Source organism: Halomonas sp. 5021 (assembly GCF_036663435.1).
Taxonomy (GTDB): Bacteria; Pseudomonadota; Gammaproteobacteria; order Pseudomonadales; family Halomonadaceae; genus Vreelandella; species Vreelandella janggokensis.
The window spans coordinates 163,728-181,597 of the sequence record NZ_JAXOVU010000007.1; the positions used below are offsets into that span (position 1 = coordinate 163,728).

At 59.2% G+C, this 17,870-nt stretch carries 16 protein-coding genes; 1 reads left to right on the forward strand and 15 read right to left on the reverse strand.

Annotation, left to right across the window (positions count from 1 at the left end; translation table 11 throughout):
* Nucleotides 1-16: 16 nt before the first annotated feature.
* The 7 genes from R3F64_RS12905 to rho all read right to left on the reverse strand — a co-directional run bounded on the left by R3F64_RS12905 (nucleotide 17) and on the right by rho (nucleotide 5,797).
* Nucleotides 17-517, reverse strand: a complete 501-nt coding sequence (locus R3F64_RS12905) for a DUF3087 family protein (protein WP_085918359.1) — start codon at nucleotides 515-517, stop codon at nucleotides 17-19.
* Between the two features lie 83 nt (nucleotides 518-600).
* Nucleotides 601-1,668, reverse strand: coding sequence for a 3-deoxy-7-phosphoheptulonate synthase (locus R3F64_RS12910; RefSeq protein ID WP_199284599.1), 1,068 nt, complete (start codon nucleotides 1,666-1,668; stop codon nucleotides 601-603).
* A gap of 4 nt (nucleotides 1,669-1,672) precedes the next feature.
* On the reverse strand, nucleotides 1,673-1,846 hold the full coding sequence (locus tag R3F64_RS12915) for a hypothetical protein (protein WP_176243656.1): 174 nt from the start codon (nucleotides 1,844-1,846) through the stop codon (nucleotides 1,673-1,675).
* 132 nt (nucleotides 1,847-1,978) lie between these two features.
* Nucleotides 1,979-2,104, reverse strand: a complete 126-nt coding sequence (locus tag R3F64_RS12920; RefSeq protein WP_267905860.1) for a hypothetical protein — start codon at nucleotides 2,102-2,104, stop codon at nucleotides 1,979-1,981.
* Between the two features lie 102 nt (nucleotides 2,105-2,206).
* Nucleotides 2,207-2,947, reverse strand: a complete 741-nt coding sequence (locus R3F64_RS12925) for an NAD(P)H-flavin reductase (RefSeq protein WP_085918357.1) — start codon at nucleotides 2,945-2,947, stop codon at nucleotides 2,207-2,209.
* Between the two features lie 37 nt (nucleotides 2,948-2,984).
* Nucleotides 2,985-4,487: a 4-hydroxy-3-polyprenylbenzoate decarboxylase gene (gene ubiD / locus R3F64_RS12930; RefSeq protein ID WP_332611839.1), complete on the reverse strand. Its 1,503-nt coding sequence runs from the start codon at nucleotides 4,485-4,487 to the stop codon at nucleotides 2,985-2,987.
* A gap of 50 nt (nucleotides 4,488-4,537) precedes the next feature.
* On the reverse strand, nucleotides 4,538-5,797 hold the full coding sequence (gene rho / locus R3F64_RS12935) for a transcription termination factor Rho (protein WP_066322024.1): 1,260 nt from the start codon (nucleotides 5,795-5,797) through the stop codon (nucleotides 4,538-4,540).
* A gap of 483 nt (nucleotides 5,798-6,280) precedes the next feature.
* On the opposite strand from rho, the gene ppx reads away from it, so the two are divergent.
* A complete protein-coding gene (gene ppx, locus R3F64_RS12940) occupies nucleotides 6,281-7,837 on the forward strand; it encodes an exopolyphosphatase (RefSeq protein WP_264824570.1) in 1,557 nt (518 codons plus the stop codon).
* Here ppx and tilS read toward each other — a convergent pair.
* The 8 genes from tilS to lpxD all read right to left on the reverse strand — a co-directional run bounded on the left by tilS (nucleotide 7,824) and on the right by lpxD (nucleotide 17,848).
* Nucleotides 7,824-9,089: a tRNA lysidine(34) synthetase TilS gene (gene tilS, locus R3F64_RS12945; RefSeq protein ID WP_332611841.1), complete on the reverse strand. Its 1,266-nt coding sequence runs from the start codon at nucleotides 9,087-9,089 to the stop codon at nucleotides 7,824-7,826. The two genes, ppx and tilS, sit on opposite strands and share 14 nt — an antisense overlap.
* Entirely contained in the window at nucleotides 9,070-10,026 is a 957-nt protein-coding gene (gene accA, locus R3F64_RS12950; protein ID WP_332611843.1) for an acetyl-CoA carboxylase carboxyl transferase subunit alpha, read from the reverse strand. Before accA ends, tilS begins: the two co-directional genes overlap by 20 nt.
* Before the next feature lie 99 nt (nucleotides 10,027-10,125).
* Nucleotides 10,126-13,629, reverse strand: a complete 3,504-nt coding sequence (gene dnaE, locus R3F64_RS12955) for a DNA polymerase III subunit alpha (RefSeq protein ID WP_085918352.1) — start codon at nucleotides 13,627-13,629, stop codon at nucleotides 10,126-10,128.
* A gap of 36 nt (nucleotides 13,630-13,665) precedes the next feature.
* Entirely contained in the window at nucleotides 13,666-14,283 is a 618-nt protein-coding gene (rnhB, locus tag R3F64_RS12960; protein WP_332611845.1) for a ribonuclease HII, read from the reverse strand.
* Nucleotides 14,273-15,457 carry a lipid-A-disaccharide synthase gene (gene lpxB, locus R3F64_RS12965; protein ID WP_332611847.1) on the reverse strand — a complete coding sequence of 395 codons (1,185 nt, stop codon included), beginning with the start codon at nucleotides 15,455-15,457 and terminating at the stop codon, nucleotides 14,273-14,275. The genes rnhB and lpxB overlap by 11 nt, the downstream gene beginning before the upstream one ends.
* A 12-nt stretch (nucleotides 15,458-15,469) precedes the next feature.
* Complete coding sequence (gene lpxA / locus R3F64_RS12970; RefSeq protein ID WP_199284595.1) at nucleotides 15,470-16,237, reverse strand: acyl-ACP--UDP-N-acetylglucosamine O-acyltransferase; 768 nt, start codon at nucleotides 16,235-16,237, stop codon at nucleotides 15,470-15,472.
* Complete coding sequence (gene fabZ / locus R3F64_RS12975; RefSeq protein WP_085918348.1) at nucleotides 16,234-16,677, reverse strand: 3-hydroxyacyl-ACP dehydratase FabZ; 444 nt, start codon at nucleotides 16,675-16,677, stop codon at nucleotides 16,234-16,236. Before fabZ ends, lpxA begins: the two co-directional genes overlap by 4 nt.
* 130 nt (nucleotides 16,678-16,807) lie before the next feature.
* Nucleotides 16,808-17,848, reverse strand: coding sequence for a UDP-3-O-(3-hydroxymyristoyl)glucosamine N-acyltransferase (gene lpxD, locus R3F64_RS12980; protein WP_085918347.1), 1,041 nt, complete (start codon nucleotides 17,846-17,848; stop codon nucleotides 16,808-16,810).
* Between the last annotated feature and the right edge of the window lie 22 nt (nucleotides 17,849-17,870).

The window sequence follows — 17,870 nt, forward strand, 5'->3', positions numbered from 1 at the left end:
GTAACGGATAGATAAATTAGCCGCGTTTAAAGGCATGTAAATCCTGAGGATCAAACTGCTCGACCTGGAGTGGCAAGGCAAGAGCCTCGCGCCGCTCGTTAACTCGCTGGCGTTCGTCGTCATCACTGGGCGCACGACCATTGAACTCGGCCAGTTGCGCCAACCCTTGATGATAAAACGCCAGAATATCCAGCGCCGTGCGGTTATCTTCCTGCATCGCCTGACGTAGTGCCGGCAGATGGCTGTTGATCCGCGACAGGTGCTGCTTGAGCTGCCATACATAGCCTACTTCCTGCATCCACGGCCGGTCGCGCAGCGCTGCAAACATGGCACTGGTGGCCAGCAGCCCCAGTATGCCGCCTAATACGTTCAGCCCTAAACTCTGACCAAAGGTGGCGGTCAGCAGCATGGCAAACAGCAGGCCAAAAATCAGCAGTTGCCCGACCATGATGAAAGTGATCATACGCGCCTTGCGGCGATAGGTATGGGAATCGTAGGGCTCTAGGGTAAACACCATGGCCAACCTCACAAACGGGAAAAGAGTGACATCCACCCATGATACGGGGCTGGCCAGGGCAAACAAGTCATTGTGTTAGGGACCTATGCCAACCGCTCCGCGGCGGTTTTCAGCAGGTGCTCGGTGGTTTCCCAGCCCACACAGGCATCGGTAACCGATACGCCGTAACGCATGGCACCAGGCTTTAACGGCTGCTTGCCTTCAAACAGATGGCTTTCCAGCATGAGCGCGACCAGATTGGCCTCACCCGCTTGGCGCTGGGCGAGCACATCAAGCATGACTTCGCTTTGGCGACGGTGGTCCTTACGCGCATTGGCATGGCTGCAGTCAACCATCAAACGCGGGTTCTGCCTGGCTTCACGCAGTGTGTTAACCGCCTTACGTACATGGTGGGCCTGGTAATTGGGTTCGCCATGGCCGCCACGCAGCACCACATGGGTATGCGGGTTGCCTGCCGTTTGCTGCATGACCGGACGGCCCTCGTCATCAAGGGCAAACCGCTGATGCGAATGCGCTGCCGCCTGCATGGCGTCGATCGCTACCTGGACATCGCCACTCGTGGCGTTCTTGAAGCCGACTGCCGCTGCCAGGTCACTGGCAAGCTCACGGTGCAGCTGCGATTCCGTGGTACGCGCGCCGATGGCAACCCAACTGAGGACATCCTGTAGATAAGGTGCCAGCATGGGCTGGAGCAGTTCCGTCGCGACGGGTAAGCCCCGCCTTGCCACGCCCTGCATCAGCTCACGGGAAAGCGCTAGCCCCTGTGCCATATCGCCTCGGCCATCCAGATGCGGGTCGTACGCCAGCCCTTTCCAGCCGACGGTAGTACGCGGTTTTTCGACATACACCCGCATCACCGGCAGGAGGTAGTCGCTTACCTCGTCACTCAAGGCGGCCAGGCGGTCAGCGTACTCGAGCGCGGCAGCGGGGTCATGCACCGAGCAGGGGCCGACAACCACCAGCAGACGGTCGTCCTGACCGGCAAGAATACGCTGCACAGCGCGGCGCTGGTCGGCAATTTGTTCGTCAAGGGCGCCATCGAGCGGCAGGTCGCGACGTAATTCGAGAGGCGTCGGCAGCATCGCGGCGGACTCGCTTATGGCAGTAGAGGTAGCAGCAGTATTGAGCATCGAGCTTGCAGTGGCGTTCATTGGGTTAACTCTCCGTAGGGGTCTGACATCGACCATGACATCGTGTATCCAGCGCGCCACCTGCCAGGGCACAGTCGGAGGTGGCAGCTGTCACCGACCGCGCGTCGCTAAATCGCCAGCCATAGCGGTAGCCGGGATAGCGGTTCACCATGGTGTGGACAAAATCGCGATAGGTCATGGGTCAGCTCCTTAATGAAATACCTGTGAACAAGAAAGAACGCTCGAAACGCAAGAAGCCCCGGTGGGGTTACCAGCCGGGGCTTCTTTGCAGTCGGCAGGCAACCCTTGGGGTGTGCCTGCAGGCGCGACGTTAGGCGTCGGCCATCGGCACACCGTCGCTAAACCAATAGCCATAACCAAGGACGCCTTGCACGCAGCTTCCACCCGCCATTCCTGGCAGGCGATCAGTCGTTAATGTAGCGCGTGATGATGACATAAAGCGTCCCGATGGAAATATTGGCCGGATGCGGGCCGAATGTTGCAATCTATGAACTTATCTTGCCTGCATGCGCCGCGAATAGCAACTCGTCGCCAAGGGCTATTGGTTGCGCGGTGCGTAGGAGAACACGTCTGAGAACACCCGGTCCTCAGCGAGTCCCTTGCGCTCCAGCACGTCCATGCAGGCATACACCATACCGGGCGAGCCGGAAATATAGACGTCCCATTCGCTGGGCGTCATGGATGCCTGTTCAAGCGCCAGGTCTATACGCCCCTGATGGTGGCTAATGCGCTCGCCGGGGGCCATCGGTTCCGTCAGCGGAAACTCGGTGACGGCCTGAAAGTCGACATTGGGATAACGCTGTGCCCAGTCGCAGGCCAGCACCTCGGCGTAAAGATCGCGATGCTCACGCACCGCCCACCACAGCGAGATCCGGCGCTCAGGCTGGGTTTTCAGCGATGCTTCAATGATTGCCTTCATTTGCGCGAAGCCGGTACCTGCCGCAATCAACCATAGCGGGCGCGTGCTTTGGGCATCCAGAACGCAATCCCCACCGGGGAGCCGCACGGTCAGTTGATTGGCGACCTGCAAAAGCTCCCGCAGACGCGCCGAGTTTTCTCGCTCAGGCCAGTGCTGAATGTGCAACTCCAGGATACCGTCGCCACGCTCGGCGCTGGCGATCGAAAAGGGTACCCAGGTCGACTCATCGAGCTTGAGCTCTAAATATTGTCCTGGCGCGTGCTGCATGGCCTCGGCGCGCCCTTCAAGGGTGACACCGAATACGTCGGGATTGAGGTCCTCGACGGCCGTGACCTGGCAAGTCAACATCCTTGCACTCATGAAAGCCTCTTTGGTTAAAAATCAGTCGGGATACTGGCTAAGCGCTGCTGCCTTTGCGCGGTGACGGCAAGGGAATATCGATACCCAGGCTTTCCCAACGCGCATCGACCCGGGCCTTGATATCTTCATCCATCACGATGGGCGTGCCCCACTCACGATCGGTTTCCCCCGGCCACTTGTTGGTGGCGTCCAGGCCCATTTTCGACCCCAGCCCCGACACGGGAGACGCAAAATCGAGATAATCGATCGGGGTGTTTTCCACCATGACGGTATCACGGGCCGGATCCATACGCGTGGTGATGGCCCACATGACATCTTCCCAATTACGCGCGTCCACATCATCATCCAGCACGATAACAAACTTGGTGTACATGAACTGGCGTAAAAAACTCCATACCCCCATCATCACGCGCTTGGCGTGGCCGGGGTACTGTTTCTTCATGGTGACCACCGCCATGCGATAGGAACAGCCTTCAGGGGGCAGGTAGAAGTCGATAATTTCAGGGAATTGCTTGTGCAGAATGGGCACAAACACTTCGTTGAGCGCCACGCCCAGGATGGCGGGCTCGTCAGGTGGCCTGCCGGTGTAGGTCGAATGATAGATTGCGTCACGGCGCATGGTCATGCGCGTCACGGTAAACACCGGGAAGTGGTCGACCTCGTTATAATACCCGGTGTGATCCCCGTAGGGGCCTTCGGGCGCCATATCGTCAGGATAGATGAAGCCTTCGAGGATAATTTCCGCCGAGGCAGGCACGTCCAGTTCGGCGTGACCACATTTCACCAGCTCGGTGCGCGAACCACGCAACAACCCGGCAAAGGCATACTCGGACAGTGTATCGGGTACCGGGGTCACTGCGCCCAGGATGGTCGCCGGGTCGGCGCCGAGGGCGACCGCCACAGGGAACGGCTCGCCCGGGTGCGCCTTTTGAAATTCCTGAAAATCCAGCGCTCCGCCGCGATGGGATAGCCAGCGCATGATCAGGCGATTTTTGGCGATCTTCTGCTGGCGGTAGATCCCCAGGTTCTGGCGCTTTTTATGCGGCCCCTGGGTGATCACCAACGGCCAGGTCACCAGCGGCGCTGCGTCGCCAGGCCAGCAGTGCTGGATGGGCAGACGACCCAGGTCGACCTCATCTCCCTCGAACACAATCTCCTGCACCGGCGCGCGCTTGACCTGCTTGGGGCCCATGCTGAGCACCTGCTTGAAGATGGGCAGCTTGCTCCAGGCGTCTTTAAGTCCCTTGGGTGGGTCGGGCTCTTTCAAAAAGGCCAGCAGCTTGCCAACTTCGCGCAGCGCCTCGACCGACTCCTGCCCCATGCCCAGCGCTACCCGTTTGGGCGTGCCGAACAAGTTGCCCAGCAGCGGCATGTCGTGACCCTTGACGTTTTCGAACAGCAGCGCCGGGCCACCGGCACGCAGCGTGCGGTCGCAGATTTCGGTAATTTCCAGATAGGGATCAACTTCAGCGGTAATTCGCTTCAGTTCGCCTTGGGCCTCAAGAGCCGTGATGAACTCGCGCAAATCATGGTACTTCAATGCACACTCCCTGGCTGGCCATCATGCCGCTAGGCCTGTTTGAGGAAACCTTAGCGGCGCTTCATCGCGTCAAAAAACTCCAGATTGGTCTTGGTATCTTTCAAGCGGTCAATCAGGAACTCGGTGGCAGCGGTGTCCTCCATAGGATTCAACAGCTTGCGCAATATCCACATGCGCTGCATCTCTTCTTCGGAGGCCAGCAGGTCTTCACGACGCGTGCCGCTGCGACGGATATTGATCGCCGGGAAGACGCGTTTTTCAGCCAGTTTACGGTCCAGGTGCGCTTCCATGTTACCGGTGCCCTTGAACTCCTCGAAAATGACTTCGTCCATTTTCGAACCGGTATCTACCAGGGCCGTGGCAATAATCGTCAGGCTGCCGCCCTCTTCGATATTACGCGCCGCACCGAAGAAGCGTTTGGGCTTCTCGAGCGCGTGAGCATCCACACCGCCGGTCAGCACTTTACCCGAGCTTGGCACCACGGTGTTGTAAGCACGCGCCAGGCGGGTGATGGAATCAAGCAGAATCACCACGTCCTTTTTGTGCTCGACCAGCCGCTTGGCTTTCTCGATGACCATCTCGGCCACCTGCACATGTCGGGCGGGCGGCTCATCGAAGGTTGAGGCGACCACTTCGCCACGCACGGTGCGCGACATCTCGGTCACTTCCTCGGGGCGCTCATCGATCAACAGGACGATCAAATGACATTCGGGGTTATTGCGCGTGATCGAGGTGGCGATGTTCTGCAACATCAGTGTCTTACCCGCTTTGGGGGGTGACACCAGCAGGCCACGCTGACCTTTGCCGATCGGCGCTGTCAGGTCGATGATCCGCGAGGTCAGATCCTCGGTGGAACCATTACCGATTTCCATGCGCAGGCGATCGTCCGGAAACAGCGGCGTCAGGTTCTCGAAGAGAATCTTGTGCTTGGCGTTTTCCGGGCGGTCAAAGTTGATCTGGCTGACCTTGAGCAGCGCAAAATAACGCTCGCCCTCTTTGGGCGGCCGGATCTTGCCCGAGATGGAGTCGCCTTTACGCAGATTAAAGCGACGGATTTGCGAGGGCGAGACATAGATATCGTCCGGCCCAGCGAGATAAGAGCTGTCGGCGCTGCGCAAAAAGCCAAAGCCATCCTGAAGAATTTCCAGCACCCCATCGCCGTAGATATCCTCGCCGCTTTTGGCGTGCTTCTTGAGGATGGCGAAGATGATGTCCTGCTTGCGCGAACGGGCCAAGTTATCGATACCCATTTCACGGGCGATATCGAGCAGCTCGGGAACGGTTTTTTGCTTGAGTTCAGTGAGATTCATCGGTGTGATTAGAAAGTTGCTCATGAAAGCTGGGCGCTAAGCGCCTAAATAGGACAGGAGGCGTAGCTCTTGATTATATGGCTAGGCGCCGTGTGATGCGTTCAGACCCCGAAGAAGGCACTCACTCGAATAAAGGGGCTAGACTGAGACTTGTTAACCACATGATCAATGGTGGCTCAGTTCGAGGGTGCTAGTGCTGATAAGTCTGGTCAGCACAGGAACGGCTGGGCCAGCGGGCTATCTGACGACTTGGACATCTGGCCGACATCATTGGACGCGATAGTCAAAAGCTTCACCGCGCAATTGCGCCAGTTACAGCGCTAAATGATGCCTGGGGCGACCTGGGTAATATATGGGTAAATCCGGTCGTATCAAGCCAGTAGCTCGATGTTAGTCAACCCCCGCGTCAAACGCAAGCTTTTGGCAATTGACAATAAATAAAGCCCACCGCAACCTTGGGTCAGTCAACACGAAGGATAGCTCATGCCCAAGGACATTTCGCTCCCCACTGATGCCGCTGACGCAGCGGCCGACAACGGGGCACCACAACGTTTAGCGGCCATCGACATGGGGTCGAACAGCTTTCATCTGCTGGTGGCCAACTACCAGAATGAGCGCCTTCAAGTCGTGGCACGCCTCGGCGAAAAGGTCCAGCTTGCCGCCGGTTTGGATGAGGAGGGCCAGCTCAGTGAGGCCGCCATTCAACGGGCGTTGGATTGTTTGGGACGGTTTGCACCGTTCCTTACCGGTATTACCCAGCAACATTTGCGTATTGTGGGAACCAATGCGCTGCGCGATGCGCATAACAGCCAGGCCTTTATCGAACGCGCCGAGGCCCAGCTTGGTCACCCCATCGAGATAATTGCCGGCCGCGAAGAAGCCCGCCTGATCTACCTGGGTGCTGCCCATGCCCTGGCGGAAAACGGTCGTCGCTTGATTGTCGATATCGGCGGTGGGTCCACCGAGTTCATCATCGGCGAGGCCTTTGAGCCCAGAGCGCTGGAGAGTCTGCGCATGGGCTGCGTGACCTTTTCGCGGCGCTTTTTCCCCGAAGGCGAGCTCAGCGAAAAGCGCATGCGCCGTGCCGAGCTGGCGGCACTTTCGGAGCTGGCCAATATTCAGCGACCTTATCAGCGCCTGGGCTGGGACGACCCGGTGGGCTCCAGCGGCACGATCAAGGCAGCGGCCAGCGTGCTCTTCGCCTATGGCGACACGACTCAGGAGGGCCTGATTACCCGCAGCGGCCTGAAAAAGCTGCGCGAACGGCTTATCAAGTGCAAACGGCTCGATAAGGTCGAGCTCGACGGTTTGAAGTCTGACCGCGCCAAGGTGTTTCCTGCCGGGATCGCCATATTGAGCGCTATTTTCGAAGCCTTCGACCTTGAGCAGATGCGCTTTGCCGACGGCGCCCTGCGCGAGGGAGTGCTGTATGACATGGCGGGGCGTAATAGCGCCGAAGATACCCGCTCGAAAAGCCTCGACGTGCTAAAGCGCACCTATGACGTGGATAACCGGCAGGCAGACAACGTGGCGGATACCGCCAGTCGATTATTTGATGCCCTCCAAGGTGACTGGTCGCTGAACGACTCACTCAGACGTTATTTACGCTGGGCGAGTCACGTACACGAAATTGGCCTGGCCATTTCCCACAGCCAGTTTCACCGCCACGGCGCTTACCTGATTGAACATTCGGATCTGGCCGGCTTTTCCCGCCCGGAACAGCAACTGCTGGCGTTTTTAGTCCGCGCCCACCGGCGCAAATTCCCCCTAAAAGAGTGGCAGGCGATGCCTAAAAGCCAGCAGGCACAAAGCGCCAAGCTGGCGCGCCTACTGCGGCTGGCGGTGTTGTTCAACCATTCACGGCCTGAACACGCCCCGCCGCTCCCCGAGGTAAGCGCCAACGGTGATCAATTGACGATCACGCTGCCTGAAAGCGACGAGCCAACACTGTTGAGCACAGATCTGGAACAGGAACAAGGCTACATGGAGACGGCGGGGTTCAGCCTGCATCTTGTTGAGCAACCCATTAGCCCAACCTGACGCCGTCCGCCCGCCACAAGATGGTGGCGGGCGGCTGAATCACGCCCAGACATTCATCTTCTTGCATCACCATGACTATCCACTCGCGCTGCCAGGGCGGCAAGTGGGCTTCTTGCAACAGCCGCTTTACCGCCCGGCGGCCTCGCTTTGGCAGTCGAATCACCTCGCCTCCCTGGCGCCAGCGCAGCGTCACCGGCTGGTCGGTATCGAGCGTCAGCGCAAGCGGACCCAGCGGCGTATCGATGCCCGGCTGACCGTTCCAGGTGATTTGCCAGGGTAGCGGGCTCTCTAACGGCGGCATCACAAACAATCGCTCTCGCCACACCCGGGCTTCGGCCCCCGGCCAAGTGACGCGCACCTGAGCGTCGCGCCCGGCCATCAGTTGATCAAGCAGGGTTTCCAAACGCTCTCGCGGCGGCGTGGGCAAGCCCGCCTGCTGACACAATGTGCGCACCAGCAGGCGCTGGCGAGGGCGGTCGCGTGAGCGCAACGCGGTCACGTTCAGACCATCACCCTCTTGCAGGGTTTGCAGTTCTTCACCGGCGTAGGCGGCCAACAAGGCGTCGGCTTCTCCCGCGAGGCGGGCGCTTTGCGATAGCGCCCGGCGTGCTGCAGGCCAGCGCGCTTCAAGTCGCGGCACTACCTGGTGGCGCAGCAGGTTGCGGTCCAGGGCAACGTCGTCGTTGGTCGGGTCGTCGCACCAGGCTAGCTGCATGGCCCTGGCCGTTTCGGCGAGCTGATCACGACCTATATCAAGCCAGGGACGCAACAGGGTGATGCCCTGCCAGTCACGGCGATAGGGCATAGCGGCGAGTCCGCGAACCCCGCTACCACGCATCGCGGCCAGCAGCAGCGTTTCAGCCTGATCGTCCTGATGCTGGGCCAGCCAGAGTGTATCGCCAGGCGGGATATGCTGTCGAAAGGCGGCCAGGCGCGCCCGGCGAGCAGCACCTTCAAGCCCTTCGCCCTGGCGTTCGACCGTTACCCTGGCCACCGTGAGGGGCACGCCGAGCCTGGCACACAACGCCTGGCAGTGCGCTTCAAACGCGTCGGCGGCGGGTTGCAACGCATGATTGACGTGCAGCGCTCGTAGGCGACGTCGGGCCTTTCGGCAGGCGTCCGCGGCCAGTGTCAAAAGTAGCGACGAATCCAGTCCGCCGGAGACGGCCACCCAAATAGATCGCCCCGGTGGGGTTTCCACCAGGGCGTCATTGAGCAGGCCAGCCAGCGATTCAGGCGGCTGGGGCGCCATAACTCATCAGGCGGTCATAGCGACGCGCCAGTAGCGCCTCGGTATCCATCTGTTGCAGCCGGTCGATGCTCGCCGTCAATGCTTCCTTGATGCGTTCGGACGTCGTCACCGGATGCCGGTGCGCGCCACCCAACGGCTCCTTGATCAGCGAGTCGACAAAGCCCAGCTCTTTCAAGCGCTCGGCGGTAATGCCCATCGCCTGAGCAGCGTCTGAAGCCTTGTCGGCGCTCTTCCACAGAATCGACGCGCAGCCTTCCGGCGAGATCACCGAATAGGTCGAGTACTGCAGCATCTGCAGTTCATCGCACACACCAATCGCCAGTGCGCCGCCGGAACCGCCCTCACCGACCACCGTGGAGATAATTGGCGTTTTCAGGCGCGACATGACCGCCAGGTTGTAGGCAATCGCCTCGGACTGACCGCGCTCTTCGGCGTCGATCCCCGGGTAGGCCCCCGGCGTGTCGATGAAGGTCAGCACCGGCATCTTGAAACGCTCGGCCATTTCCATCAGTCGGCAGGCCTTGCGGTAGCCTTCGGGACGCGGCATACCAAAATTGCGCCGCACCTTTTCCTTCACGTCGCGGCCCTTCTGGTGGCCGATCACAATGACAGGCTTATCATCCAGGCGCGCCACACCGCCGACGAGGGCGGCATCATCGCCGAAATTGCGATCGCCGTGCAGCTCGTCAAAGTCGCTGAAGATATGCTCAAGGTAATCGAGCGTGTAGGGGCGCTGGGGGTGGCGCGACAGCTGGGACACCTGCCAAGGGGTCAAATCCTTGAAAATCGACTCCGTCAGCTTGCGGCTTTTCTCTTCCAGCCGGGCGATTTCGTCGGAAAGATTGACCTGGCTATCGGAACTGACCAGACGCAGCTCTTCAATTTTTGCCTGAAGCTCGGCAATGGGCTGTTCAAAATCGAGATAATTAGGATTCATCGGCTCTGCCTGTTAAAAATAAGCCTTGTCGAAACGCGCATGTATGACGCCATTATCGCACCCTGACCCTATCACGCAAGGCACCACGAAGAACGCGCATTACTTGTACCGTAGCTGGACACCCACCTGCCCCTGGACATCGCGCAGGGTGAGCAGCAAATCATCGCTGGGGGCGACCTTCCATTCATCCGCCAGTTCCAGCCAGCCCACGGCATCGGGGTGTCGATACTGCAGGCGGACAGGCAACCCGGCCTCGTCGCGAAATGGTGACAGGCTGGCGCGCAAGCTCTCGACCAGACGGCCGTTGAGCTGCTGGGCATCCAGTGCCAACTCCACTGCCTGACCAAAGCGGGCGCGAGCCGCCACCATGGGCGTGACATCCTTGCCGCGCAGCTTGAGCCCACCGGAGAAGTCATCGTTGGACACCTCACCTTCGATAATCACCACTTCATCGGCGGCGATTTGCCCACGCAATTGTTCGAACAGCTCGCCAAATAGCGAGGCCTCGATGCGCCCGGTGCGGTCATCCAGGGTGATAAACGCCATGGTATCGCCGCGCTTTGATTTCATGGTGCGCATGGCCACCACCAAACCAGCGATACGCTGGGGCTCCCAGGACGCTTTTAAATCGCTGATCCGCGTCGATACAAAGCGCTTTAATTCACGCTCGTACTCGTCAATCGGGTGGCCTGTCAGATAAAGGCCGAGGGTATCTTTCTCACCGGACAGCCGTTCGCGGTCGGTCCATTCACGGACGTGGCGGTATTCGGCGTAGACATCTACCGCCTCTTCTTCAGCGGCAAACGCCTCGCCGAACATATCCAGCATACCCAGATTCTGGTTGGTGTGATTTTGCGCGGCGGCCTTGAGAGCGTCTTCCATGGCAGCGGCTAGCACGGCGCGATTCGGCCCCAGATTATCCAGCGCGCCGGAGCGGATCAGCGCTTCCAGCGTGCGCTTGTTCATGCGTTTGGGGTCAATACGCTTGCAGAAATCGAAGAGGTCGCTGAATGCGCCGCCTGCCTCACGAGCGTCAACGATGGCGCCAATCGGACCCTCACCAACGCCACGAATCGCCCCCAGTCCGTATACCACGCGGCCCTCAATGTCGACGGTGAACTTGTAGCCGCCCACATTGACGTCCGGTGGGGTCACTGTCAGCTTGAGGTTTCGGCACTCTTCAATCAGCGGCACAACCTTATCCAGATTGTCCATTTCCGTGGACATCACCGCCGCCATGAAGGGCCCCGGGTAGTGCGCCTTGAGCCAGGCGGTCTGGTACGAGACCAGTGCGTAGGCGGCCGAGTGCGACTTGTTGAAGCCGTAACCAGCAAACTTCTCTACCAGATCAAAGATATTGCCCGCCAGGTCTTTATCAATGCCGTTGGCGGCGCAGCCTTCCATGAAGCCGGCGCGCTGCTTGGCCATTTCCTCGGGCTTTTTCTTGCCCATCGCCCGGCGCAGCATGTCGGCCTGGCCGAGCGTGTAGCCTGCCATCACCTGGGCGATCTGCATGACCTGTTCCTGGTACAGGATGATGCCATAGGTGGGAGCCAGCACCGTTTTCAACAGCTCGTGCTGGTAATCAGGGTGTGGATAAGATACTTCCGCGCGGCCGTGCTTGCGGTTGATAAAGTCGTCCACCATGCCCGACTGCAGCGGGCCGGGGCGGAACAGCGCCACCAGGGCGATCATGTCGTCGAGTGAATCGGGCAACAGGCGCTTGATCAGTTCCTTCATGCCGCGGGATTCCAGCTGGAACACCGCCGTGGTCTCGGCACGCTTGAGCATCTCGAAGGTCTTGCCATCGTCCAGGGGAATGGCGTCGATATTGAGCGGCCCCTGGTCGTTGGCTTCGCGCACCTTGTCGACCATTTCCAGCGCCCAGTCGATAATGGTCAGCGTGCGCAGCCCCAGAAAGTCGAACTTCACCAGCCCGGCGTCTTCGATATCGTTTTTATCGAACTGCACCATCAGGCCCGAACCGTCCTCATCGCAGAGCAACGGCGAAAAGTCGGTGAGCTTGGTAGGCGCGATCACCACGCCCCCGGCGTGCTTGCCGGTGCCCCGGGTGGTGCCCTCCAGCTTGAGGGCCATTTCCCAGATTTCTTCAGCTTCTTCATCGCTGTCGATAAATTCTTTCAGCGCCGCTTCCTGCTCGATCGCCTTATCGAGCGTCATGCCCACTTCAAAGGGAATCAGCTTGGAGAGTTTGTCGCCCAGCGAATAGGGCTTGCCCTGGGCGCGAGCGACGTCGCGCACCACCGCCTTCGCGGCCATGGTGCCAAAGGTGACAATCTGCGATACCGCATCACGCCCATAGCGGTCGGCCACGTACTCGATGACGCGGTCGCGCTTCTCCATGCAGAAGTCGACGTCAAAGTCGGGCATGGAAACCCGCTCGGGGTTCAGGAACCGCTCGAAAAGCAGATCGTAACCGATGGGATCAAGGTCGGTGATCTTCTGCGCGTAGGCCACCAGTGAACCCGCACCGGAACCGCGACCGGGCCCTACCGGGACATTGTTGTCCTTGGCCCACTGGATAAAGTCCATCACGATCAGGAAGTAACCGGGAAAGCCCATCTGGATGATGATGTTCAACTCGAAATCGAGCCGCTCACGATAGCGCTGGTCGATTGCCTTGTACTCATCACCGTCGCGCGGGTAACGCTCGGCGGGGTACAAAAAATCCAGCCGGTCCGTGAGACCATCGTGGGAAATCTTGCGGAAAAACTCGTCCTGGGTCATGCCCTCGGGAATTTCGAACTCGGGCAGGAATATCTCACCGAGCCGCACGTCGACGCTGCAGCGCTCGGCGATCATCACGCTGTTTTCCAGCGCCTCGGGAATGTCGGCAAACAGCTCGGCCATCTCGGCAGGGCTTTTGAGATACTGCTCTTCGGTATAGCGACGCTCGCGCCGCGGGTCATCAAGCGCCTTGCCTTCACCGATCGCCACGCGTGTTTCATGGGCCCAATAGTCATCGCGCTCCAGGAAACGCACATCGTTGGTCGCCACCACCGGTGTCTGGGTGTCAATCGCCAGTTTCACGCTGGCATGCACACAGTCTTCTTCCAGGGGCCGCCCGGTGCGGATGAGCTCAAGGTAGAAACGGTCGGGGAACGCCTGCTGCCACTCCTCCAGCAACCCACGTGCTTCGCGTTCGTGGTCGGAAAGCAGGTGGCGGCCTATTTCACCATCGCGCGCCCCAGACAGCGCAATCAGTCCTTCACTTTGTGAAAGCACCCACTGTTTATCCAGAATGGCGCGGCCCTGCCGCTGGCCGTCGGTCCAGCCTCTGGAAATCAGTTCGGTCAAATTGCGATAACCGATATCGTTCATCGCCAGCAGCGTCAGCCGGTAGGGGTGCGCCTCGTCGTGGGGATTATGCAGCCACAAGTCGCTGCCGATAATAGGCTTCAGACCAGCGCCCTGGGCAGCCTTATAAAACTTTACCAGACCAAACAGGTTGGCTTCGTCGGTCAGCGCCAGCGCTGGCATCTCGCGCTCAGCGGTCGTGCTGACCAGGGACTTGAGCTTGACCAAGCCATCGACCAGGGAATATTCACTGTGCAAACGTAGATGAACGAACGGAACCGTCATGAGACTCTCGGTAAAAACGCTGAGTAAATAGAAAGGCTACAGCAGTGCTAACTGGCGCTGCACCGGCGCAAAGCTTCGTCGATGGTCGGCTAATGGTCCATGAACCGCAAGCGCTGATAGATGCTCTCGGGTTGGATAGCCCTTGTGGCGCGCAAACCCATACTCAGGATAGCGCATATCCAGGGCAACCATCTGGGCATCCCGGGCAACCTTGGCCAAAATAGACGCCGCCGCTATTGCCGGATGCCGGGCATCGCCTTTGACGACCGCCTGACCGGGTAGCACATGACCCGGCAGCCGATTTCCGTCCACCAGCAAGTACTCAGCCGCCGGAGCGAGACCATCGATGGCCCGTCGCATGGCCAGGTGCGTGGCATGATAAATATTGAGCTGGTCCACCTCGGCGGCGCTGGCCTCGGCCACCGTGAACGCCAGTGCTTGCTCGCGAATCAAGTTATCCAGTGCTTCCCGCCTGCGCGCCGTCAGCTTTTTGGAGTCGGTCAGACCATCGATGGGCCTGGCAGGATCAAGGATCACGGCGGCGGCTACCACACTGCCTACCAGCGGCCCCCTGCCCACTTCATCGACCCCCGCCAGGCGCTCACCGGCATAGTCAATCTGCAGTGGTGGAAAATCGATTGCTTTAACACCCATCGATGCTGTCATCCTGTACGGCTAATGGCTGACCGGCGACCAGCGCGTCGATGGCATCTGCCGCTCGGCGGCTGGCATTCCGCTGAAGCGCCTGGTGCATTGAGGCAAAGCGGGCTTCCAATGCGTGCCGACCCGCATCGTCGGTCAATAACGCGCTGAGCTGCTCGGCAATCGCCTCGGGTAAGGCATCGTCCTGTATCAGTTCAGGCACAATCGACTGCTGAGCAATCAGGCTGGGTAATGACACCCAGGATGTCTTGACCAGCCGCTTGGCCAGCCAGTGCGTCACCGGAGCCATTTTGTAGGCCACCACCATGGCGCGGTGGCACAGCATGGCCTCCAGCGCAGCGGTGCCTGACGCCAACAGTACGGCATCACTTGCTACCATCGCCTCGCGGGCCTGACCATCGAGTAACACCACGCGTTCGCCAAGCGCTGGATAGACGTCCAAGAGCTGATCAATTTCGTCACGTCGCTGTGCGCTGGCCGCCGGAATCACCACCTGGAGTGTGCGATGCTGTTGGCAGAGCGTCTCGGCCGCTTGCAAGAAGGTCGCGCCTAAAAAGCGTATCTCATTGCCCCTTGACCCGGGTAGCAGCGCCAGTACCGGCGCCTGCTCGTCCAGACCAAGTGATTGACGGATGCTTGACCGATCGTTCTCGAGCGGCAGTTCATCGGCTAGCGGGTGACCCACGAAAGCAACCGGCACCTGATGACGGCGATAGAAAGCCGCTTCAAAGGGCAACAGCGTCAGCATGCCGTCCACGGCTTTGGCAATCTTTTTTACCCGGCCTTGCCGCCACGCCCATACCGACGGACTGACATAATGCGCCGTCGTTATGCCCGTTTCGCGAAGCTGCTTCTCAAGGCCGATATTGAAGTCGGGGGCGTCGATGCCGATCATGATATCGGGCTGCCAGGCGATGGCTTCTTCACGTAGCGTCCGGCGTACGCGAAGAAGCTCAGGCAAGTGCTTGATGACTTCCACCAGCCCCATCACTGACAGGGTTTCGAGGGGGAAGCGACTAGTGAGTCCCTGAGCCTCCATGCGCGGGCCGCCGATGCCGCGAAACTCAACACCCGGGTGGCGTGCATTGAGTTCGCGCATCAGCCCCGCGCCGAGGATATCGCCGGAAAGCTCGCCTGCTACCAGGTAAATGCGCTGTGGTTGCATGAAAACCGCCGGTTAGCGGGTAATGCCGCGTGTTGAACGCTCAATGGAATCAGCGAAGTGGGACACTTCAGGAATTGGGAAGCGGCTACGCATTTCGGCAAGTGCCTGCTCAACGGTCAAGCCTTGCCGGTACACCAATTTGTAGGAAGCACTCAGGGCGTTGATGGCTTCGCTGCTGAAACCACGTCGTTTCAAACCCACAAGGTTGAGACCGCGGGCTTCAGCAGGATTGCCGTTGATCATCACATACGCGGGCGTATCCTTGGTGATGATTGAGCCCCCGCCTGCCATGGCATGGTCGCCGAAATAGCAAAACTGATGGATCGCCGCCAATCCGCCCAGAATGGCAAAATTGCCGACTGTCACGTGACCGGCCAATGTGACCTGGTTGGCCAGAATACAGTCATCGCCAATCACGCAATCGTGGCCCACATGCACATACGCCATGATCAGGTTGCGCGACCCGATGGTAGTTTCACCACGGTCCTGAATCGTGCCGCGGTGCAGCGTGGCACCTTCGCGAATGACGTTATCATCACCCATCACCAGGCGCGTTGGCTCGCCTGCGTACTTTTTATCCTGACAATCCTCGCCCACAGAGGCAAACTGGAAAATGCGCGTGCGCTCACCGAGGCTAGTCGGTCCCTTGATCACCACATGGGGACCGACAACCGACCCCGCACCAATGGTGACATCCGGGCCAATCACACTAAAAGGGCCAACCTCAACGTCGTCAGCAAGCTGCGCGGCGGGATCAACAAGGGCGGTAGGATGTATCAAGCTACTTTCCTCTCAGCACAAATAATCTCTGCTTCGCAGGCCAGTTCACCATCCACCGTTGCACGGCAGGCGAATTTCCAGATGCCCCGTTTGCCACGGATAACATCGGCTTCGAGCATCATCTGGTCGCCAGGCATTACCGGGCGCTTGAAACGTACTTTATCACTACCCACCAGGTAATACACATAGCCATCGGCGGGAAGTTTGTTAACCGTTTTGAACCCTAGAATACCGCAGGCCTGAGCCAACGCTTCTATCACCAGGACACCCGGCATGATGGGATGGTGGGGAAAATGACCGTTAAAAAACGGCTCGTTAATGCTGACGTTTTTATACGCAACGATGGATTCGCCCTTGGTCAACTGCGTTACCCGGTCAACCAGCAAAAACGGGTAGCGGTGCGGCAAGTACTCGCGAATTTCGTTAATATCCATAACCATCGTAGCGACCTCTAAAAAGACAAAACACCTGGTACATCAGGCAAACATCGGCACACAGGCCGATCAAAAGGCAGTGGATTATAACGCGCTGCGGATGAGCCTCAACCGGCCCACTGCCATATTCACACAGTCACGATTGGCCGCGATGATTTTTTTCCAAACGAGACAAACGCTTGGCAATCTCATCAAGCTGTTTGAAACGGACGGCATTTTTTCGCCATTGGGCATTGCCCATGGCGCCGGTGCCGGAAGAATAAACGCCGGGTTCGTGGATAGAGTTGGTCACCAGACTCATTCCGGTCACCTGGACACCATCGCAGATCGTCAGGTGGCCTGAAAGGCCAACGCCTCCACCCAGCATGCAGTGCCGCCCCACATGGGTTGAACCGGCGATACCCACGCAGCCAGCTAGTGCGCTGTGATCGCCGACCGTGACGTTATGGGCAATCTGCACTTGGCTGTCGATCTTCACATCATTACCGATCACGGTATTGCCCAGCGCCCCCCGGTCAATGCTTGAGCAACTACCGACCTCGACGTCATCGCCGAGCACCACACCGCCCAATTGAGCAATCTTGTGCCACTTGCCGCCATCGTGGGCAAAGCCAAACCCATCTCCGCCAATCACACAGCCGCTCTGCAGGATGACACGCTTGCCTATCACGACGCCATGACACACGGTGACGTTGGCATGTAAACGCGTCCCCTCGCCGATAATACTGTCGGCGCCCACTAGACTGCCCGCGCCAATGACCACGTCGTCACCCAGCACCACCCCTTCCTCGATGACCGCATTGGCCTGCACACTGACGCCATCCCCGAGCGAAACGCTTTCAGCAACAACCGCACTTGGGTGTATTCCCGGCACATCACGGGCAGGTAACGGGTCAAAAAGCTGGGAGAGTGTGGCATAACCCAAATATGGATTATCGATTTCCAGGCGTGGCACCGGGCAGCTTTTGCCATGCTCAGGGTGGAGCAGAACCGCCCCTGCCTGCGTCATGGCCAGATCTTTCAGGTAGGCGCGATTAGCCAGAAAAGCCACCTGATCTGCCTGGGCGTCTTTAAGCGTCGCCAAGCCTCTGATGGGCTGGCTCCCGTCACCCTCGAAGGTAACATTCAAATGGCGGGCAATATCCGCAAGGGTCAGGTCGTGAGAAGCGTGGGTCATGGGCGGCCAAGGAACCTTTGGT